Consider the following 16527-nt stretch of genomic DNA (forward strand, 5'->3'; position numbering starts at 1 on the left):
GGCAACAACGCCGAGCAGGGCCGGGCGATCCTGGCCGAGCGGGCGCATCCGGCGGTGCGCCGGGTGGACACGATGGACGGCGCCGCCGCGCAGGCGGCCGCCCTGGCCGCGGCGAAGTAGGGCGGAGAGGACTCATGGCGATTTTTCTGAACGAGGACAGCCGGGTGCTGGTCCAGGGCATGACGGGCGGGGAGGGCACCAAGCACACCCGCCGGATGCTGGCCTCGGGCACCCGGGTGGTGGGCGGGGTCAACCCGCGCAAGGCCGGGCAGAGCGTGGACTTCGACGGCGCGGCGGTGCCGGTGTTCGGGTCGGTGGCCGAGGGGATGAAGGAGACCGGCGCGGACGTGTCGGTGATCTTCGTGCCGCCCAGGTTCGCCAAGGACGCGGTCGTGGAGGCGGTCGACGCGGGGATCGGCCTGGCGGTGGTGATCACCGAGGGCGTCCCGGTGCACGACACGGCCTACTTCTGGGCCTACGCGAAGTCCAAGGACAACGCGACCCGGATCATCGGGCCCAACTGCCCGGGTCTGATCACCCCGGGGGAGTCCAACGCGGGCATCATCCCGGCCGACATCACCAAGCCGGGGCGGATCGGGCTGGTGTCGAAGTCGGGCACGCTGACCTATCAGATGATGTACGAGCTGCGCGACATCGGTTTCTCCACGGCGGTGGGCATCGGCGGGGACCCGGTGATCGGCACGACCCACATCGATGCCCTGGCGGCGTTCGAGGCCGACGCGGAGACCGACGCGATCGTGATGATCGGCGAGATCGGCGGCGACGCCGAGGAGCGGGCCGCGGAGTTCATCAAGGCCAACGTGACCAAGCCGGTGGTGGGCTACGTCGCGGGCTTCACCGCGCCGGAGGGCAAGACGATGGGGCATGCGGGGGCGATCGTGTCGGGGTCGGCGGGTACGGCCGCGGCGAAGAAGGAGGCGCTGGAGGCGGCGGGGGTGCGGGTCGGCAAGACTCCGAGCGAGACCGCCCAACTCGCACGCGAACTCTTCGCACGGGCACCGGGAGGCCTGCGATGACCCTCGTACTCAAGCCGGGAACCGAGTGGGCCGCCGTCTACGCGCGCTGCCGCGCCCTCGCCCCCGAGGCGTTCGGCCCCGAGCGGGTCGCCAACCGCTGGGGCGGCGAATGGCGCTTCGACGGTGTGCCCCGGCCCGCGTTCTCCCCGGTCGACGGGTCGGAGATCGCCGGGCCGCCGATGGTGCCGGCCGAGACCGCCGCCGCTGCCGTCCGGTCCGGCGCCGACGAGCACCGCGCGTGGCGCCTGGTCCCGTTGTCGGAGCGCCGCAGCCGGGTGCGCGCCGCGCTCGACGCGTGGGGCGCGCACCGCGACCTGCTCGCGCTGCTGCTGGTCTGGGAGATCGGCAAGCCGTGGCGGCTGGCCCGCCAGGACGTCGATCGGGCGATCTCCGGCGTCGAGTGGTACCTCGACCAGATCGAGCCCATGCTCGACGGCAGGGCCCCGCTCGACGGCCCGGTCAGCAACGTCGCGAGCTGGAACTACCCCATGAGCGTCCTCGCGCACGCCATGTGCGTGCAGGCGCTCGCCGGCAACGCCGCCATCGCCAAGACCCCCACCGACGGCGGGCTGGGCTGCCTCACGCTCGCCGTGGCGCTCGCCGTGCGCGAGGGGCTGCCGTTCACCCTGGTCAGCGGCGGTGGCCGCGATCTCTCGCCTGCGCTGGTGCGCGCGCCCGAGATCGGCTGCGTGTCCTTTGTCGGCGGCCGCGACACCGGCGGGCAGGTCGCCACCGCGCTCGCCGACCTCGGCAAGCGCCACGTGCTGGAGCAGGAGGGGCTCAACTGCTGGGGCGTGTGGGAGTTCGACGACTGGGACACCTTCACCGGCCAGGTCCGCAAGACCTTCGACTACGCCAAGCAGCGGTGTACGGCCTACCCCCGGTTCGTCGTGCAGCGGCGGCTGTTCGACCGGTTCCTCGCCGCCTACCTGCCCGCGGTCCGCTCGGTGCGGTTCGGCCACCCGCTAGCCGTGGCCGACGCCTCCGACGACCTGCCCGAGCTCGACTTCGGCCCGCTCATCAACGCGGCGAAGGCAAAGGACCTCGACGGCCAGGTGGCCGAAGCCGTCACGGGCGGTGCGATCCCCCTGTACCAGGGTTCCCTCGGCGACGGCCGGTTCCTGCCCGGGCAGAACACCGACGCGTACTCCGCGCCGGTGGCGCTGCTGGAGCCCCCGCGCTCATCGCCGCTGTTCCATGCCGAACCGTTCGGCCCGGTCGACTCCATCGTCCTGGTCGACACCGAGGCCGAGCTGCTGGCCGCGATGAACGCCAGCAACGGCGCCCTCGTCGGCACGGTCTCGTGCGACGACCCCGATGCGGCCTCGCGGCTCGCCGCGAGCGTCCGCGCGTTCAAGGTGGGCGTCAACGCGCCGCGTTCGCGCGGCGACCGCGACGAGCTGTTCGGCGGCTGGGGCGACTCCTGGCGGGGTGCCTTCGTCGGCGGACGGCTGCTGGTGCACGCCGTCACCGAGGGTCCCGCCGGCGAGCGGCTGCCCGGCAACTTCCCCGAGTACACGCTGCGGCCCGAAGCAGCGGGCTGAGAGGCAGCGGGTCAAGACAGGCAGCGCGTCAAAACAGGCAGCGGGTCAAGAGGCAGCGGGCTGCCAGGGAGAAGGCTGAGAGGCGGCACGGGGGCCGGGCGCAGAGTTCAGGCCCGGGCGGCGTCAGGGGGCTTGTCGACGCCGACCGGGCCCGCGCCTACCGTCCGGACGGCGGAGTCACCCCGGGGCCGCCATTGGCGTCGAGGACGCCTTCTCCAGGATGATCCGATGCCGACCGGTGTAGACGTTCGTGGGGCTGCGGCGCAGGGCGCGTACATGGGGCCCTGCGCGGCGCCGGTCATGGCAAGAGCACAGGGCGGCCGTCGGCGGGGGCGCGGGCCGGAGAATGCGGATCCACGTTCGGTCACCTCGAATCATCCGCGGCAATCGTGCAATGATGTTGCCTGGATCACATTGTCATGTATACGGTCTACAGTATTCCTCGACATGTCATCCGACAAGGGGGGCGAACCAACCGGTTCGCCCCCCTTGCCGCTGGTCGGCCGCTGCCGCGGCGGCCGACCGATCACCAGGTCAGGCCGGGACCGCCGGTGCATGGGCCGCCGGTGCGGCGGTGCCGTCGATCAGCCGCTCGTTGAACAGTGTCGCCACGGCGTTCACCGCGCGCAGCGTCGGCGCGGGGGTCTGCGTGAGGTCGGCCAGTTCCACCACTGCCGTGAGGATGACGTCCAACTCCATCGGGCGTCCACGTTCCACGTCGTGCAGCGTGGACGTGCGGTGCTCCCCGGTGCGCTCGGCCCCGGCGAGCCGCCGTTCGATGGAGATCTCGGGGTGCACCCCGAGTCGCCCGGCCACTTCCAGGGTCTCGCTCATCATCGTGCGCGCCAGGTCCCTGGTGGCGCCGTGGCGGCAGATCTGGGCCATGGTCGAGCGGGCAAGGGCGCTGAGCGGGTTGAAGGTGATGTTGCCCATCAGCTTGACCCAGATGTCCTCGCGCAGAGCGGGCTCTATCGGGCACTTCAGCCCGCCCGCGATCATCGCCTCGCTGAAGGCGCGGCAGCGTGCGGAGTCGCTGCCGTCGGGTTCTCCGATGGAGAAGCGGGTGCCCTCCAGGTGCCGGATGACGCCCGGTTCGACGATCTCGGTGGCGGCGTAGACGACGCAGCCGATGGCGCGTTCCACGGGGATGGCGCGGCTGACCGTGCCGCCGGGGTCGACGGTCTCCAGCCGGCGCCCGGCGTAGGGGCCGTCGAGGCCGTGGAAGTACCACCAGGGGATGCCGTTCTGCGCCGCGACGACGGCGGTGGCGGGGCCGAGCAGGGGGCGCAGCAGTGGTGTGCAGGCCGCGTAGTGCTGTGCCTTGAGGCCGAGGAACACGACGTCCACGGGGCCGATCTCGCGCGGGTCCGCCGTCGCGTGGGGGTGGGCGGTGAAGTCGCCGCGCGGGCTGAGGACCTGGATCCCCCTCTCGCGCAGCGCGTGGAGCTGTGCTCCGCGGGCGATCAGGTGGACGTCGGCGCCGCCGCGGTGCAGTGCGGCGCCGACATAGGCGCCGATCGCTCCGGCGCCCAGAATCGCGATGCGCATGAGGGTCCCTTTCCGTAGCCAAGTTCATATAGCCAAGTACATTTTGTATACAGTATGCTAAACAGAATCAGACGTCTCTGGTCCGGGTTCCGCCGAGAAGGACCCGCCGACCGTGCCGATCCGACAAGTTCCCGGGTTCTTCTCGCCCACCGCCGCCGGTCGGCGGCGCCGCGCGGGTGGCGCTCCGGGCGGCGAGGAGCCCTGCATGCCCGCTCAGCCGTCATACCGCCCCGGCAAGGTCGCGCGCCCGGTCCCCCTCAGGGAGGCCGCCTACGAGGCGCTGCTCGACCAGATCATCACCCGCGAGCTTCCGCCGGGGCGCCACCTGGTCGAGAGCGACATCGCCGAAGTGCTGGGGGTCTCCCGGCAGCCGGTGCGCGAGGCGCTACAGAAGCTGAACAACGAAGGGTGGGTCGACCTGCGCCCGGGGCATGGGGCCTATGTGCACACGCCGAGTGAGAGTGAGGCCGACCAGCTCCTCGCGGTCCGCGCGGTGCTGGAGACCGAGTCGGCGCGGCTCGCGGCGCAGTGCGCCGGCAGTGAGGAGCTCGACCGGTTGCGGGAGCTGTGCGGCGCCGGGGTCGCCGCCGTCGAGTCCGATGACGTCGAGCGGGTGGTCGCCGCCAACGCCGAGTTCCACCGCGGGCTCACCGAGGTGTCGGGGAACCGGGTGCTGAGCGAGCTCGCCGCGCAGGTCGATCGGCGGGTCCGCTGGTATTACGCGCCGGTCGCCCGGGTCAGGGGGCTGTCCTCGTGGGACGAGCACGCCCGGATCGTCGGCGCCATCGCCGAGGGGGCCGAGGGTCGGGCCGCGGCGCTGATGCGCGAGCACACCGAGCGCACCCGGCTGACCTACCACGACCTTGTCGGTACCGCGCCCGGTGGGTGACCGCCGGGCGCGCGGGGTGCCGCCCCGGGGAGCCCCGGGCGCGGTACCGGTCGCGCGGTGGTAGGCCGCGGTGGATTGCGGTGAACCGTAATGAGTTGCGGTGAGCCGTGATGAGCGGCGGTCAGCGGTGGACGGTCTCGTCCACGTCGTCGCCCGGGGCGTCCGGGCCGGCCGGGTCGGCGGCAGAACCGGCAGAACCGGCAGGGCTGGACTCCCCGGCTTCGGGCTCCTTCTCCGCTGCGGCGCCGCCCTCGGCCGCCGCACCTTCGGCCGCGGCCGCCGCGGTGCGCTTGCTGGAGATCAGGCTCGTCACCGTGGTGATCGCCAGGGTGGCGAGGATGACCAGGAGCGAGATCTCGGTGGGGATCTCGGGCACGTGCAGGTCGGTGGTCTCGTGCAGGGCGTGCAGGATCAGCTTCACGCCGATGAACCCCAGGATGATCGCCAGGCCCTTGCTCAGGTGGACCAGCTTGTTGAGCAGCCCGCCGATGAGGAAGTAGAGCTGGCGCAGGCCCATCAGGGCGAACGCGTTGGCCGTGAAGACCAGGTAGGGCTCCTGGGTGATGCCGAAGATCGCCGGGATGGAGTCGAGGGCGAAGAGTACGTCGGTGAGGCCCACCGCGATCATCACGAGCAGCATGGGGGTGACGACCCGGACGCCGTCGATCCGCACGGTGAGCTTCGAGCCGTGGTAGACGTCGGTGGTCGGCATGAACCGGCGGACCATCCGGACGGCGGCGTTCTCCTTGTACTCCTCGTCCTCGCCGCCGGCCGTGATCAGCTTCCACGCTGTGTACAGCAGGAAGGCGCCGAAGAGGAAGAAGACGCCGGCGAAGGCGTTGACGACGGCCGCGCCCAGTGCGATGAAGATCCCGCGGAACAGCAGGGCGAGCGCGATGCCGACGAGCAGGACGCGTTGGCGGTGCTCGGGCGGCACCGCGAACGAGCCGAGGATCAGGATGAACACGAACAGGTTGTCCATGCTCATCGAGTACTCGACGATCCAGCCGGTGAAGAAGTCGAGACCTTGGGCGCTGTCCGTGTAGAAGCCGAGTCCGATGCCGAATATGACGGCCAGCGAGACGTAGATGCTGATCCAGATCCCGGCCTCGCGCATGGAGGGTTCATGGGGTCTGCGGGCGATGATGATGAAGTCGAGCGCGATGATGCCGAGCAGTACGGCGATCGTCACGGCCCAAACCCACGGTTGTACGTCCAAGGTCCTGTGCTCCATGAGGGTCGGTCGGGACACTGCGATGTCCCGCGCGGGGCGCCGGGGCGCCCCGCGCGCGAGAACGGGAACGGGTGGAAGCGGGATCCACCAGTGCGTTGCGGGTCAGGTCGGGGCGTTGCCGCGGCCCCGCTCGGCGGAACCGCGTCGGCGGCCGATGGTACTCAAATGTTCCAGGTAGCGCTGCACCAGGTCGGCGGCGAGCGGGTTGTGCTGCTGGATCCGGATGAACCAGTGCGGTGCGATCCGTTCGTGCAGCCAGAGGAACCCGATGGCGTACCCGACGCTGAGCAGTGCTTGGAAGACCAGGAACTCCCACAGCGGCTCGCGCAGGACGGTCTCGCTGCCCATGACGGCCGCCACGGTGTACTCGTCGAACAACCGTGCCAGGGGGAATCCGACCAACCAGTACAAGGCGACCGGGTAGACGGCACCCAAGGGTATCCGGTGATGCGCCACCAACAGGCAGTAGCCCGCCCCGAGTAGTGCAAGCGGCAGGCCGAGCGCGGCGGCGACGGTCAGGGTGAGTGCCGACGGCAGGCCGGCGGTTGCGCCGACCGCCGCCGCGAACAACCCACCCACCAGGCCGATCGCGAAACCGGGGACGGCGACCTCGGCGTTGTGGACGATGCCGGAACTCTGCTGTGAGGCGGTGTGGGCTGCCATCAGATCACGACCCCGAAGGCGAACAGGGAGTAGAACAGTGCGCCCAGGTAGAACACCGCGGCGAAGGCGATGAGGGCATTGCTGACGATGCCGGGGCGGATCGGCTTGGGCAGGGTGATGTTGTTGACGAGGAGCAGCACCACGCAGTAGGCGCCCATGGCGAACGCCGACAGGAAGGCCAGTGTGTCCAGGATCGCCGCGGGCCCGTCGGCCGGGCCGAACAGCAGGACGCCGATGCCGAAGGCGATGAGCGCCCAGAGGAAGAACGCGTAGATCTTGGAGATGCTGAACTTCTTGGCGCCGGGGACGAAGTAGTAGGTCATGTCGGCCTGGCCGCGGGAGAAGGAGTCGAACAACCCCAGGGTGGCGTTGAGCCCGATCAGCGCGATGAAGCAGTAGAACATCGTGCCGAAGACCGGGCTGCCTGCCGCGGAGAAGGAGCCGGCCATCGCGTCCAGTGAAGCGCCCTGGTCGCCGCCGCGGATGACGTCGGCCACGCCGGGGTCGATGCGCGTCGACGCCTGCGCCAGCACCGTGAACGAGATGGTCACGAGCATGGTGATGCCCCAGAAGAGCACGAACGCGTCGAAGGTGACCCAGCGGCGCCAGCCCTTCCACTTGGTCATCTCCGCGGGGTCGTCGGTGTCGAACATGAACCCGCGCGAGGGCATCGTCTCCTGCTCCTCGGCGTGCCGCAGGCCGCGGATCTTGGGGATGTGCGCGCCCATGCCGGCGCCCTTGTCGCGCAGGTGCAGGGTGTACCACATCTGCTGCATCCCCGAGGGGCCGGCGAACGCGATCGCGCCCACGACCACCGGGAACCAGGTCGGCGTCATGGCCTCGTCGGGCAGGTATCCGACGGCGAACATCCCGGTGATGGTGCTGGCGAGGTCGGCGAAGCTGCCGACCAGCGCGGCCACCAAGGAGGTGCCGACCACCAGGATGCCGATACAGATGGAGAGGACGTTCTCCAGCAGGTTGTACACGACCTTGGCGAGCGTGAACACCACGCCGACCAGCAGCATCCCCGCCACCCCTGTGGCCTGCCAGGGGATGCCGGTGACCTGCTCGAATGCGGAGGCGCCGGCGGAAAGGTGGCCGGGCCAGACGTAGACCGCGATCGCCGTCACGAAGAAGAACCACATCAGTGGTTTGAATACGCGGGCGGCGCCGAAGAAGATGCTCTCGCCGGTGGCCATGGCGTAGCGGGACATCTCCAGCATGACCACGGCCTGGAGGGAGACGCCGACAAGGAACAGCCAGCGGATCTCCGGGCCGAACAGCAGCACGAGGCGCGGCCACATGTAGGACTCGCCCATGCCCACGCCCAGCGCCACGAGGAACACGGTGGGGCCGAGGATGTGGATGGACGGCGGTGCCTTGGGCAGGGGGCGGATCGGCATCGGCTCCAGCCGGCCGGCCTTCCAGAACCGCTCCTTCGGGGCGGTGTCCTGCGCTGTCGATTCGATGGTGGGGATGGTCTCGGGTTCGGGGGGCTCGGTCTGCCGCTGCTTGGGAACCAGTGGCTGGTGCGGGGGCGCGTCGGCCGAGGCCGGCCGGTCGCCGCTTTCGGGACGGGTGGGATCCATGGACGAACTCCCTGCTTGGGACATGCGGAATGCGAGCGAGTTGCTCCCATGACGCCCCCTGGTGCTGCGTTCTCCTCACGGTCGTGCGGCTGTATCGGTGCTGGTCACCGGGGTACGAGTGGCGGCCCGTCGCCCGGTGGCTGGACCCGGCGTCCTCTCTGCGGCGGCGTGCGAGGCCGCCGGGTCACTGGTCGTGCGGTGCGCATCGGAGGGACGTGAGGGCGCCCTTCCGGCGCGACCCGGCCGGTCGGTGGCAGTCGGTCGATGGCGATCGGTCGACGACCACCGGTCCGGAACGGGTCGGTCGAAGCAGTTCAGACTCTGTCAGGGCTGGTCAGACCTGAACAGACCTGGTCAGAGTTGGTACGGCCCGGCCAGGATCGGTTGCGGCCTGGTCAGAGCAGGCCGGCCGAGCGCGCCCAGCGGTACTTCGCGCCCAAGACCTGCACGGGCTTCTCGGTGGTGTAGGGGTAGGCGACGACGCCGTGCTCGAAGAGGTACTGCGCGGCCTCTTCGACCTCGGTGTCGCCGGAGAGCGACGCGACGACGGGCTTGTCGATGCCCCGGGCGCGGGCCTCTCCGACCACGTTCGCGACGAGCTTCGCGAAGACCATCGGCGGCGTGACGATGGTGTGCCAGTAGCCGAGGATCAGGGCGTGCACGTTGTCGTCGTCCAGACCCAGCCGGATGGTGTTCTCGTAGGTGGAGGGCGGTTCGCCGCCGGTGATGTCGACGGGGTTGCCCGCCGCGCCGAAGGGCGGGATGAACGCCCGGAACGAGGCGTCGAGGTCGGGCGGGATCTCGTACAGCGACATCCCGTTGTCGATGACCGCGTCGGAGAGCAGCACCCCCGACCCGCCGGCCCCCGTGATGATGACGATGTTCTCGCCCTTGGGGGTCGGCAGCACCGGCAGGGCGCGGCCGAACTCCAGGAGCTCGTTGAGCCCCGGCGCGCGGACCACGCCGGCCTGGCGCAGGATGTCGTCGTAGACCTTGTCGTCGCCCGCCAGCGCCCCCGTGTGGGAGCCGGCGGCGCGCGCCCCGGCGGAGGTGCGCCCCGCCTTCAGCACCACGACCGGTTTCTTCGGCACGACCTCGCGCGCGGCCTCGACGAAGGCGCGGCCGTCCTTGAGGTCTTCGAGGTGCATGGCGATGGCGTTGGTGTTGTCGTCCTGGCCGAAGAACGTCAGCAGGTCGTCTTCGTCGATGTCGGCCTTGTTGCCGACGCCCACGATCGCCGAGACGCCGGTGCGGGTGCTGCGGCTGTACCCGAGGATGGCCATGCCGATGCCGCCGGACTGGGAGGTCAGCGCGGTGCCGCCGGCGACGTCGTAGGGCGTGCAGAAGGTCGCCGACAGCTTCTCCGGCGTGTAGTAGTAGCCGTAGATGTTGGGGCCGAGCAGCCGCACCCCGTGCCGCCGGGCGATCGCCAGCACCTCGTCCTGGAGTTCCTGCTCCCCGGTCTCGGCGAACCCGGAGGGGATCAGGATCGCCGCGGCGACGCCCTTGGCGCCGGCCTCCTCCAGCGCGGAGGCGACGAACTTCGCCGGGATGGCGAACACGGCGACGTCGACGTCGCCGGGGACGTCGCTGATGCTCGCGTACGCCTTGTGCCCGTAGACCTCGGGCGCCTTGGGGTTCACCGGGTGGACCGCGCCGGCGTAGCCGCCGTCGACGATGTTCTTGATGACGGAGTGGCCGATCTTCCCCGCCTCGTTGGACGCCCCGATGATGGCGATGGATCTGGGTTTGAACACCCGCTCCATCGCGGTGAGGATCTCCGCGCGCTCGAACCGCTTGGGCGGTGCGGGCGGGTCGAAGTCGAGGACGAACCGCAGGTCGGCCGCCACCGCGCCGGAGGCGTCGGCGAAGACCGGGTTGAGGTCGGCCTCCGCGATCTCGGGGAAGTCGGTGACCAGGTCGGACAGCCGGCTGAGGACGTCGGCGAGCCGGTCGAGGTCGGCGCCTGCCGCGCCGCGCACACCGCGCAGCACCTCGACGGCGCGGATGTCCTCGACCTGGGCGCGGGCCTCCTCCGGGGTGATGGGGGCCATGCGGAAGGTGACGTCCTTGAGGACCTCGACCAGCACCCCGCCCAGCCCGAACACCACGATCTTGCCGAAGGTGGGGTCGGTGGTGGCGCCGATGATGACCTCGTGGCCGCCGGTGACCTGCTGCTGGAGCTGCACGCCGACGATCTCGGCGTCGGCGTTGTAGGCGCGGGCGTTGGCGACGATGCGCCGGTAGGCGTCGGCGGCGGCCTCGGGGGTGGCGATGCCGACTTCGACGCCGCCGGCCTCCGTCTTGTGCAGGATGTCGGGGGAGACGATCTTGGCGACGACGGGGAGGCCGAGTTCGACGGCGAGGGACACCGCTTCGTCCGCTGAGGTGGCGAGCGCCTCACCCGGGACGGGGATGCCGTAGGCGTCGGCGATCGCCTTGCCCTCGGGCGCGGTCAGGGAGTCGCGCCCGGCGGAGCGGGCCCGGTCGAGCAGGGTCCGCACCGCTTCGCGGTCGTAGGTGCGGCCCGTTGCCGGGCCGGTGGTCTGGGTGGCCATCGTCTCAGATCACTCCGTTCGCCTTGAGGGAGGCGAGTTCCTCGGCGGGGATGCCGAGTTCGTCGCCGTAGATGTCGGTGTTGTGCTCGCCGAGGAGGGGGGAGCGCGTGATCTCGGCGGGGGAGTCGGACAGCCGGATGGGCAGTCCGACGGTCTTGTAGGCGCCGCGCTCGGGGTGCTCGACGGTGGCCACGATGCCGTTGTCGTTCAGGGTGGGGTCCTCGATGATCTCCCTGGTGGACATGATCGGGCCGCAGGGGACGTTGCGGTCGTTGAGGGCGGCGAGGACCTCCCATTTGGGGTGCAGGGAGGACCATTCCTCGATGAGGGCGAACATCTTGTCGAGCTTGTTGAGGCGCGCCTCGGGGGTGGCCCACTCGGGGTCCTGGGCGAGTTCGGGGTGCCCGATGATCTCGGTGATCGGGGCCCAGCCGGGGGGTTGGACGATGACGTAGACGTAGTCGTTGGGGCCGCCGGGTGCGGTGCGCACCGCCCAGCCGGGCTGGCCGCCGCCCGAGGCGTTGCCGGAGCGGGGGACTTCGTCGGTGAACTCCTCGTTGGGGTACTCGTTGAGGGGCCCGTGTGCGAGCCGCTGCTGGTCGCGGAGCTTGACCCGGCACAGGTTCAGCACGGCGTCCTGCATGGCGACCTCGACCCGCTGCCCCTGGCCGGTGACGGTGCGGCTGTACAGCGCGGCGAGGATCCCGGCGACCACGTGCATCCCGGTGCCGGAGTCGCCGATCTGCGCGCCGGTCGCCAGCGGGGGGCCCTGCTCGAATCCGGTGGTGCTCATGGACCCGCCCATGGCCTGGGCGATGACCTCGTACGCCTTGTAGTCGGCGTAGGCGCCGGGGCCGAACCCCTTGATGGAGGCGTAGATCAGCCGCGGGTTGGTGGCGCGCAGCGCGTCCCAGGTGAACCCCATGCGGTCGAGCGCGCCGGGGGCGAAGTTCTCGACCAGCACGTCGGATTCGCGGATGAGGCGCTGGAAGATCTCCTTGCCTTCGGGGCTCTTGGTGTTCAGGGTGATGCTGCGCTTGTTGCCGTTGAGCATCGTGAAGTAGAGGCTGTCGACGTCGGGCAGGTCGCGGAGTTGGCGGCGCGTGATGTCGCCGCTCGGCGCTTCGAGTTTCACGACGTCGGCGCCGAGCCAGGCGAGGATCTGGGTCGCGGACGGGCCGGACTGCACGTGGGTCATGTCGAGGACGCGGACGCCCTCCAGTGCCTTGGTCATCGTGCTCCCGCCCTGCTCACTTGTACATGGTCTGGTTGCGGGTGCCCGGGGCGTAGACCTCGGGGTCGATCCATACGTTGATGAGGGAGGGCTTGCCGGACTCGCGGGCGCGGCGCAGTGCCGGGGCGATCTCGGCGGGGTCGCGGACCTCTTCGCCGTAGCCGCCGAGCATCTTGGCGAACTCGGAGTAGCGGACGTCGCCGAGGGTGTTGCCGACGTTGCCGCGGTCGGCGCCGTACTTCGCGATCTGGCCGTAGCGGATCTGGTTCATCGACGAGTTGTTGCCGACGATGCCGATGAACGGCATGTCGAACCGCACCAGGGTCTCGAAGTCCCAGCCGGTGAGGCTGAACGCGCCGTCGCCGAACAGGGCGACGACCTCCTTGTCGGGCCGGGCGTACTTGGTGGCCATGACGAAGGGGACGCCGACGCCGAGGGTGCCCAGCGGCCCGGGGTCGAGCCAGTGGCCGGGGGACTTGGGCTGCACGACCTGCCCGGAGAAGGTGACGATGTCGCCGCCGTCGCCGATGTAGATGGAGTCCTCGGTGAGGAACTCGTTGATCTCGTTGACGAGGCGGTAGGGGTGGATGGGGGAGGCGTCGGAGTGGATCAGCGCGGCGCGCTTGTCGATGGCGGTGCGCTCCTGCGCGCGCAGTTCCTCCATCCACTGCTTGCGGCCCTGGGCGCCGTTGTCGCCGTAGGCGGAGACGGCCTGGAGCACCGAGGACAGGATGACGTCGGCGTCGCCCACGATGCCGAGGTCGATGTCGCGGTTCTTGCCGACGGTGGCGTACGACAGGTCGATCTGGACGACGGTGGCGTCGGGTGAGAGGCGCTTGCCGTATCCCATCCGGAAGTCGAACGGGGTGCCGATGATGATGATCAGGTCGGAGTTGGTGAAGGCGTAGCGCCGGGACAGCTGGAAGTGGTGCGGGTCGCCGGGCGGCAGGGTGCCGCGGCCGGCGCCGTTCATGTAGGCGGGGACGTTGAGGGCCCGCACCAGTTCGGTGGCCGAGTCGGTGGCCCTGGTGGTCCAGACCTGGCTGCCGAGCAGGATGCTCGGCTTCTCGGAGCGCACCAGGAGTTCGGCGAGGCGCTCGATGGCGGCGGGGTCGCCGCCCTGGCGGGTGGAGGCGCGGTAGTGGCCGGGCTCGGGGATCCGCGCGGCGGCCGCCGGGACGTCGGCGTCGAGGATGTCGCGGGGGATCTCCAGGAAGGAGGGCCCGGGTGCGCCGTTGAGCGATTCGCGGAACGCCATGGACACCATGTCGGCCACCCGCTCGGTGTGCGGCACGGTCGCCGCGAACTTCGAGATGGGCGAGATCATGTCGACGTGGGGGAGGTCCTGGAGGGATCCCATCTTGTGCTGGCTGAGGGCCCCTTGGCCGCCGATGACGAGCATGGGGCTCTCGGCGCGGTAGGCGTTGGCGATGCCTGTGACGGCGTCGGTGGTGCCGGGCCCGGCGGTGACCACCGCGCAGCCGGGTTTCCCGGTCATCCGGGCGTAGCCGTCGGCGGCGTGGGCCGCCACCTGCTCGTGGCGGACGTCGATGACGTCGATGCCTTCGTCGACGCAGCCGTCGTAGATGTCGATGATGTGGCCGCCGCACAGGGTGAAGATGACGTCGACCCCTTCGGCCTTGAGGGCCTTGGCTACGAGGTGCCCGCCCGAGATCGTCGTACCGTCACTCGTCGTGTCCGCCATCAGCTCTCCTCGATGATATCGCGCATTGGATACTGCATACAATCGCTGTTCCATTGCTACCGGAGGACGCGCCGCATGTCCAGAGCGCGCCGCGATTCGCCTTGCCGGACGACTCGCCGGACCACCCGCCGGCCCACCCGCGGGGCCGCCTTCCGGACTGCGCTGCCGCGGTCATGCCGGGATCGTTCTGACCTGGAACGGGCGCCGCAGCCGGAGCGCGAGCCCGGCGGCGGCGAAGGCGCACAGCCCGGCCGCGGCGAGCGCGGCGTCGAAGGCGTGCGCGGGGGCGAACGCCAGCAGCGCCGCCCCGCCGCCCACCCCGAGGAGCCCGCCCAGCGCCTTGGCGCTGTAGACGAACGCCTGGTTGCGCGCGCTGTCGCGGAGCCCGAAGTAGTCGACGGCGAGCGTGCACGCGAGCGGGTAGCACGCGCCGCCGCCCAGTCCGGCGAGGACCGCGCAGCCCAGGAGGAGGACGGTGGGGCCGCCGGCCCCCGCGATGACCAGTCCGGCGTGCGCCAGCGCCCCGGCGAGCAGCACCAGCACCAGCACGCGGCGCCGCCCGGCGGCCTCGGACCACCGGCTCGCCGAGACGCGGCCCACGGCGTTGGCGGCGATCAAGGTGCCGATGACGGCGCCGGCGAGCCCGGGGGACGGCCCGTGTTCGGCGAGCAGGGCGGGCAGCACCGCGAGGTCGAACAGCGACACGGCACCGGCGAGGGCGAGGACGGCGTTCAGGGTGGGCAGCGCCCCGCTGCGCCACGCCTCGGCGGGGGAGTGGTCGCGTGACGCCGCCGGGTTGGCCTGCGCCGACAGTGCCCACGCCCGGGGGTCGGTTTCGGGCGGCCACCAGTCCGGAGGGGGCGAGGGCAGCCGCGCCGCGCACCACAGCGACAGCACGGCCGCGGCGGCGGCGAGCACCGCGCAGGACGTGGCGAGCGCCTCGGGGCGCAGGCCCAGCAGCGCCGCCGCCAGCGGGGCCGACCCCAGGGCGAACGCGCCGCCGACCAGCCCGGCCGCGGTCCCGGGCCGCTCCGGATACCACTGGGAGGCCACGTGGACGCAGGAGTGGTACACGAGCCCGGCCCCGATCCCGCCGAGCACCCCGTAGCCGAGCAGCAGCCAGGCGAGCCCGCCGCCGTAGCCGACGGACAGCAGCGCGACGGCGCACAGCAGGCCGCCGAGGGCGACGGCGCGGCCGGGCGAGAGCAGCCCGGCGGCGCGCAGGCGCGCCACCGGCAGCGCCGATCCGCCTTGGAGCACCGCCCAGACGACGAACGGCAGCAGCGCTTCGGGGACGCTCCAGTCGTGCGCGGCGACCAGGGTCGGCACTGCTGCCCCGTATCCGAACTGGAGGACGCCGATCGCCGCCAGTGCGATCGCCGAGCGGGCCAGGATCCCGGCGCGGCCCTGGCCGGTGAGATCGCGGGGCGTGGGCCCGACGACATAGCGGCGGCCGCGCCAGTCGGCGAGCTCGGCGTGCGGGGTGGTGGGGGCGGGGTCGGTGCCGGAGGCGTCGGAGCCGGGCGCGGTGTCGGCGGTGTCGGCGGGGTCGGAGGGGCGGGTGGGGCCGGTCGGCGGGCCTGGGGTGAGCGGGGGCTGTTGAGTCACTGGTCCACCTCCAAACTGTATACAGTATGCATGTGATCTACGTCATTGAGAAGGGTTTTCTGTGACCGATCGCACAGGAACCGGCGGGCCGGGCGCTGTCGGGTGCGACGGGCACTCGGCACTTCGAGACGCGGCACCGGTAGCGTTGTGGCGGTCCGCGGACGCGCGGCAACCGATCCGGGACGAAAGGCGCGGGCCATGGTGAAGAACCTGGAGAAGATCCTCGTGAGCGCATGCCTGCTCGGCCAGCGGGTCCGGTACGACGGCGCGGGGAAGGCCACGGCGCACGCCGAGGTCGCCCGCTGGCGTGCCGAGGGGCGCCTGGTGTCCTACTGCCCCGAGGTCGCCGGGGGCCTGCCCGTGCCGCGGCCGCCGGCCGAGATCGAGGCGGGCGGCACCGCGGCCGCCGTTCTGGACGGGTCGGCGCGCATCATCACCCCTGCGGGCGCCGACGTCACCGAGGTCTTCCTCGCGGGCGCGCACGGCGCCGTGCGCGCCGCCCGCCGCCACGGCACGCGGATCGCGGTGCTCAAGGAGGGCAGCCCGTCGTGCGGTGTGCACCGCGTCCACGACGGCACGTTCTCCGGTACCACGATCGACGGTTCTGGCGTCACCGCGCATCTGCTGCGCGCGGCCGGGGTCGCGGTGTTCTCCGAGTCGGAGATCGACGCCGCGGCGGCGCACCTCGCCGCTCTGGCGTCCCCCTGAGACGGGTTCGGCGACCGTTCGGCGACGCACACGGTGCCGTGCGCGGCGGGTCGGGCCCGCGCTGGAGCCGCCTCACCACACGTGGGCACCGCCCCGAGACCTGTGAAGCACTGGGACCTGGAAAAGCACTTAGACCTGTGAAGCGCTGAGACCTGAGAGGCACTGGAACTGGGAAAGCGCTGAGACGGGCCAGGCGGGGCCGGGGTGTCC

At 71.2% G+C, this 16527-nt stretch carries 12 protein-coding genes and 1 pseudogene; 5 read left to right on the top strand and 8 right to left on the bottom strand.

The annotated features are described in order from the left end of the window. The 3 genes and pseudogenes from CLV63_RS30890 to CLV63_RS30900 all read left to right on the top strand — a co-directional run. Nucleotides 1-120: pseudogene (locus CLV63_RS30890) on the top strand (ADP-forming succinate--CoA ligase subunit beta); the annotation flags it as partial. 14 nt (nucleotides 121-134) lie between these two features. Continuing rightward, nucleotides 135-1037, top strand: a complete 903-nt coding sequence (sucD, locus tag CLV63_RS30895) for a succinate--CoA ligase subunit alpha (RefSeq protein ID WP_106586790.1) — start codon at nucleotides 135-137, stop codon at nucleotides 1035-1037. Next, on the top strand, nucleotides 1034-2581 hold the full coding sequence (locus CLV63_RS30900) for an aldehyde dehydrogenase family protein (RefSeq protein ID WP_106586791.1): 1548 nt from the start codon (nucleotides 1034-1036) through the stop codon (nucleotides 2579-2581). Before sucD ends, CLV63_RS30900 begins: the two co-directional genes overlap by 4 nt. Before the next feature lie 534 nt (nucleotides 2582-3115). Here CLV63_RS30900 and CLV63_RS30905 read toward each other — a convergent pair. Then, nucleotides 3116-4129 carry a 2-dehydropantoate 2-reductase gene (locus CLV63_RS30905; RefSeq protein WP_106586792.1) on the bottom strand — a complete coding sequence of 338 codons (1014 nt, stop codon included), beginning with the start codon at nucleotides 4127-4129 and terminating at the stop codon, nucleotides 3116-3118. Nucleotides 4130-4334: 205 nt separating this feature from the next. Here CLV63_RS30905 and CLV63_RS30910 point away from each other — a divergent pair, with 205 nt between their 5' ends. Further along, nucleotides 4335-5018 carry a GntR family transcriptional regulator gene (locus CLV63_RS30910; RefSeq protein ID WP_106586793.1) on the top strand — a complete coding sequence of 228 codons (684 nt, stop codon included), beginning with the start codon at nucleotides 4335-4337 and terminating at the stop codon, nucleotides 5016-5018. Nucleotides 5019-5139: 121 nt separating this feature from the next. Here CLV63_RS30910 and CLV63_RS30915 read toward each other — a convergent pair whose 3' ends face one another. From CLV63_RS30915 to CLV63_RS30945, 7 genes are all read right to left on the bottom strand, one after another. Then, nucleotides 5140-6237, bottom strand: a complete 1098-nt coding sequence (locus CLV63_RS30915; RefSeq protein WP_106586794.1) for a TerC family protein — start codon at nucleotides 6235-6237, stop codon at nucleotides 5140-5142. Nucleotides 6238-6354: 117 nt separating this feature from the next. After that, a complete protein-coding gene (locus CLV63_RS30920) occupies nucleotides 6355-6915 on the bottom strand; it encodes a hypothetical protein (RefSeq protein ID WP_106586795.1) in 561 nt (186 codons plus the stop codon). Further along, nucleotides 6915-8504, bottom strand: a complete 1590-nt coding sequence (locus CLV63_RS30925) for an Nramp family divalent metal transporter (protein WP_106586796.1) — start codon at nucleotides 8502-8504, stop codon at nucleotides 6915-6917. Before CLV63_RS30925 ends, CLV63_RS30920 begins: the two co-directional genes overlap by 1 nt. A 395-nt stretch (nucleotides 8505-8899) precedes the next feature. After that, nucleotides 8900-11062 carry an acetate--CoA ligase family protein gene (locus CLV63_RS30930; RefSeq protein ID WP_106586797.1) on the bottom strand — a complete coding sequence of 721 codons (2163 nt, stop codon included), beginning with the start codon at nucleotides 11060-11062 and terminating at the stop codon, nucleotides 8900-8902. 4 nt (nucleotides 11063-11066) lie between these two features. Beyond that, entirely contained in the window at nucleotides 11067-12296 is a 1230-nt protein-coding gene (frc, locus tag CLV63_RS30935; RefSeq protein WP_106586798.1) for a formyl-CoA transferase, read from the bottom strand. A gap of 16 nt (nucleotides 12297-12312) precedes the next feature. Continuing rightward, complete coding sequence (locus CLV63_RS30940) at nucleotides 12313-14001, bottom strand: thiamine pyrophosphate-binding protein (RefSeq protein ID WP_106586799.1); 1689 nt, start codon at nucleotides 13999-14001, stop codon at nucleotides 12313-12315. A 171-nt stretch (nucleotides 14002-14172) separates the two neighbouring features. Beyond that, the gene (locus CLV63_RS30945; RefSeq protein ID WP_106586800.1) at nucleotides 14173-15609 is read right to left on the bottom strand and encodes an MFS transporter; all 1437 of its coding nucleotides are present in this window, start codon (nucleotides 15607-15609) and stop codon (nucleotides 14173-14175) included. 210 nt (nucleotides 15610-15819) lie between these two features. On the opposite strand from CLV63_RS30945, the gene CLV63_RS30950 reads away from it, so the two are divergent. Further along, entirely contained in the window at nucleotides 15820-16317 is a 498-nt protein-coding gene (locus tag CLV63_RS30950) for a DUF523 domain-containing protein (protein WP_106586814.1), read from the top strand. Nucleotides 16318-16527 lie beyond the last annotated feature (210 nt).

Origin of the sequence: Murinocardiopsis flavida, assembly GCF_003014485.1 — a bacterium.
GTDB classification, from domain to species: domain Bacteria; phylum Actinomycetota; class Actinomycetes; order Streptosporangiales; family Streptosporangiaceae; genus Murinocardiopsis; species Murinocardiopsis flavida.

Excerpts from the sequence above, each read along its gene's own strand:
- sucD (WP_106586790.1), top strand. The coding sequence starts at position 135 with ATGGCGATTTTTCTGAACGAGGACAGCCGGGTGCTGGTCCAGGGCATG.
- CLV63_RS30900 (WP_106586791.1), top strand. The coding sequence starts at position 1,034 with ATGACCCTCGTACTCAAGCCGGGAACCGAGTGGGCCGCCGTCTACGCG.
- CLV63_RS30905 (WP_106586792.1), bottom strand. The coding sequence starts at position 4,129 with ATGCGCATCGCGATTCTGGGCGCCGGAGCGATCGGCGCCTATGTCGGC.
- CLV63_RS30910 (WP_106586793.1), top strand. The coding sequence starts at position 4,335 with ATGCCCGCTCAGCCGTCATACCGCCCCGGCAAGGTCGCGCGCCCGGTC.
- CLV63_RS30920 (WP_106586795.1), bottom strand. The coding sequence starts at position 6,915 with ATGGCAGCCCACACCGCCTCACAGCAGAGTTCCGGCATCGTCCACAAC.
- CLV63_RS30925 (WP_106586796.1), bottom strand. The coding sequence starts at position 8,504 with ATGGATCCCACCCGTCCCGAAAGCGGCGACCGGCCGGCCTCGGCCGAC.
- CLV63_RS30930 (WP_106586797.1), bottom strand. The coding sequence starts at position 11,062 with ATGGCCACCCAGACCACCGGCCCGGCAACGGGCCGCACCTACGACCGC.
- frc (WP_106586798.1), bottom strand. The coding sequence starts at position 12,296 with ATGACCAAGGCACTGGAGGGCGTCCGCGTCCTCGACATGACCCACGTG.
- CLV63_RS30940 (WP_106586799.1), bottom strand. The coding sequence starts at position 14,001 with ATGGCGGACACGACGAGTGACGGTACGACGATCTCGGGCGGGCACCTC.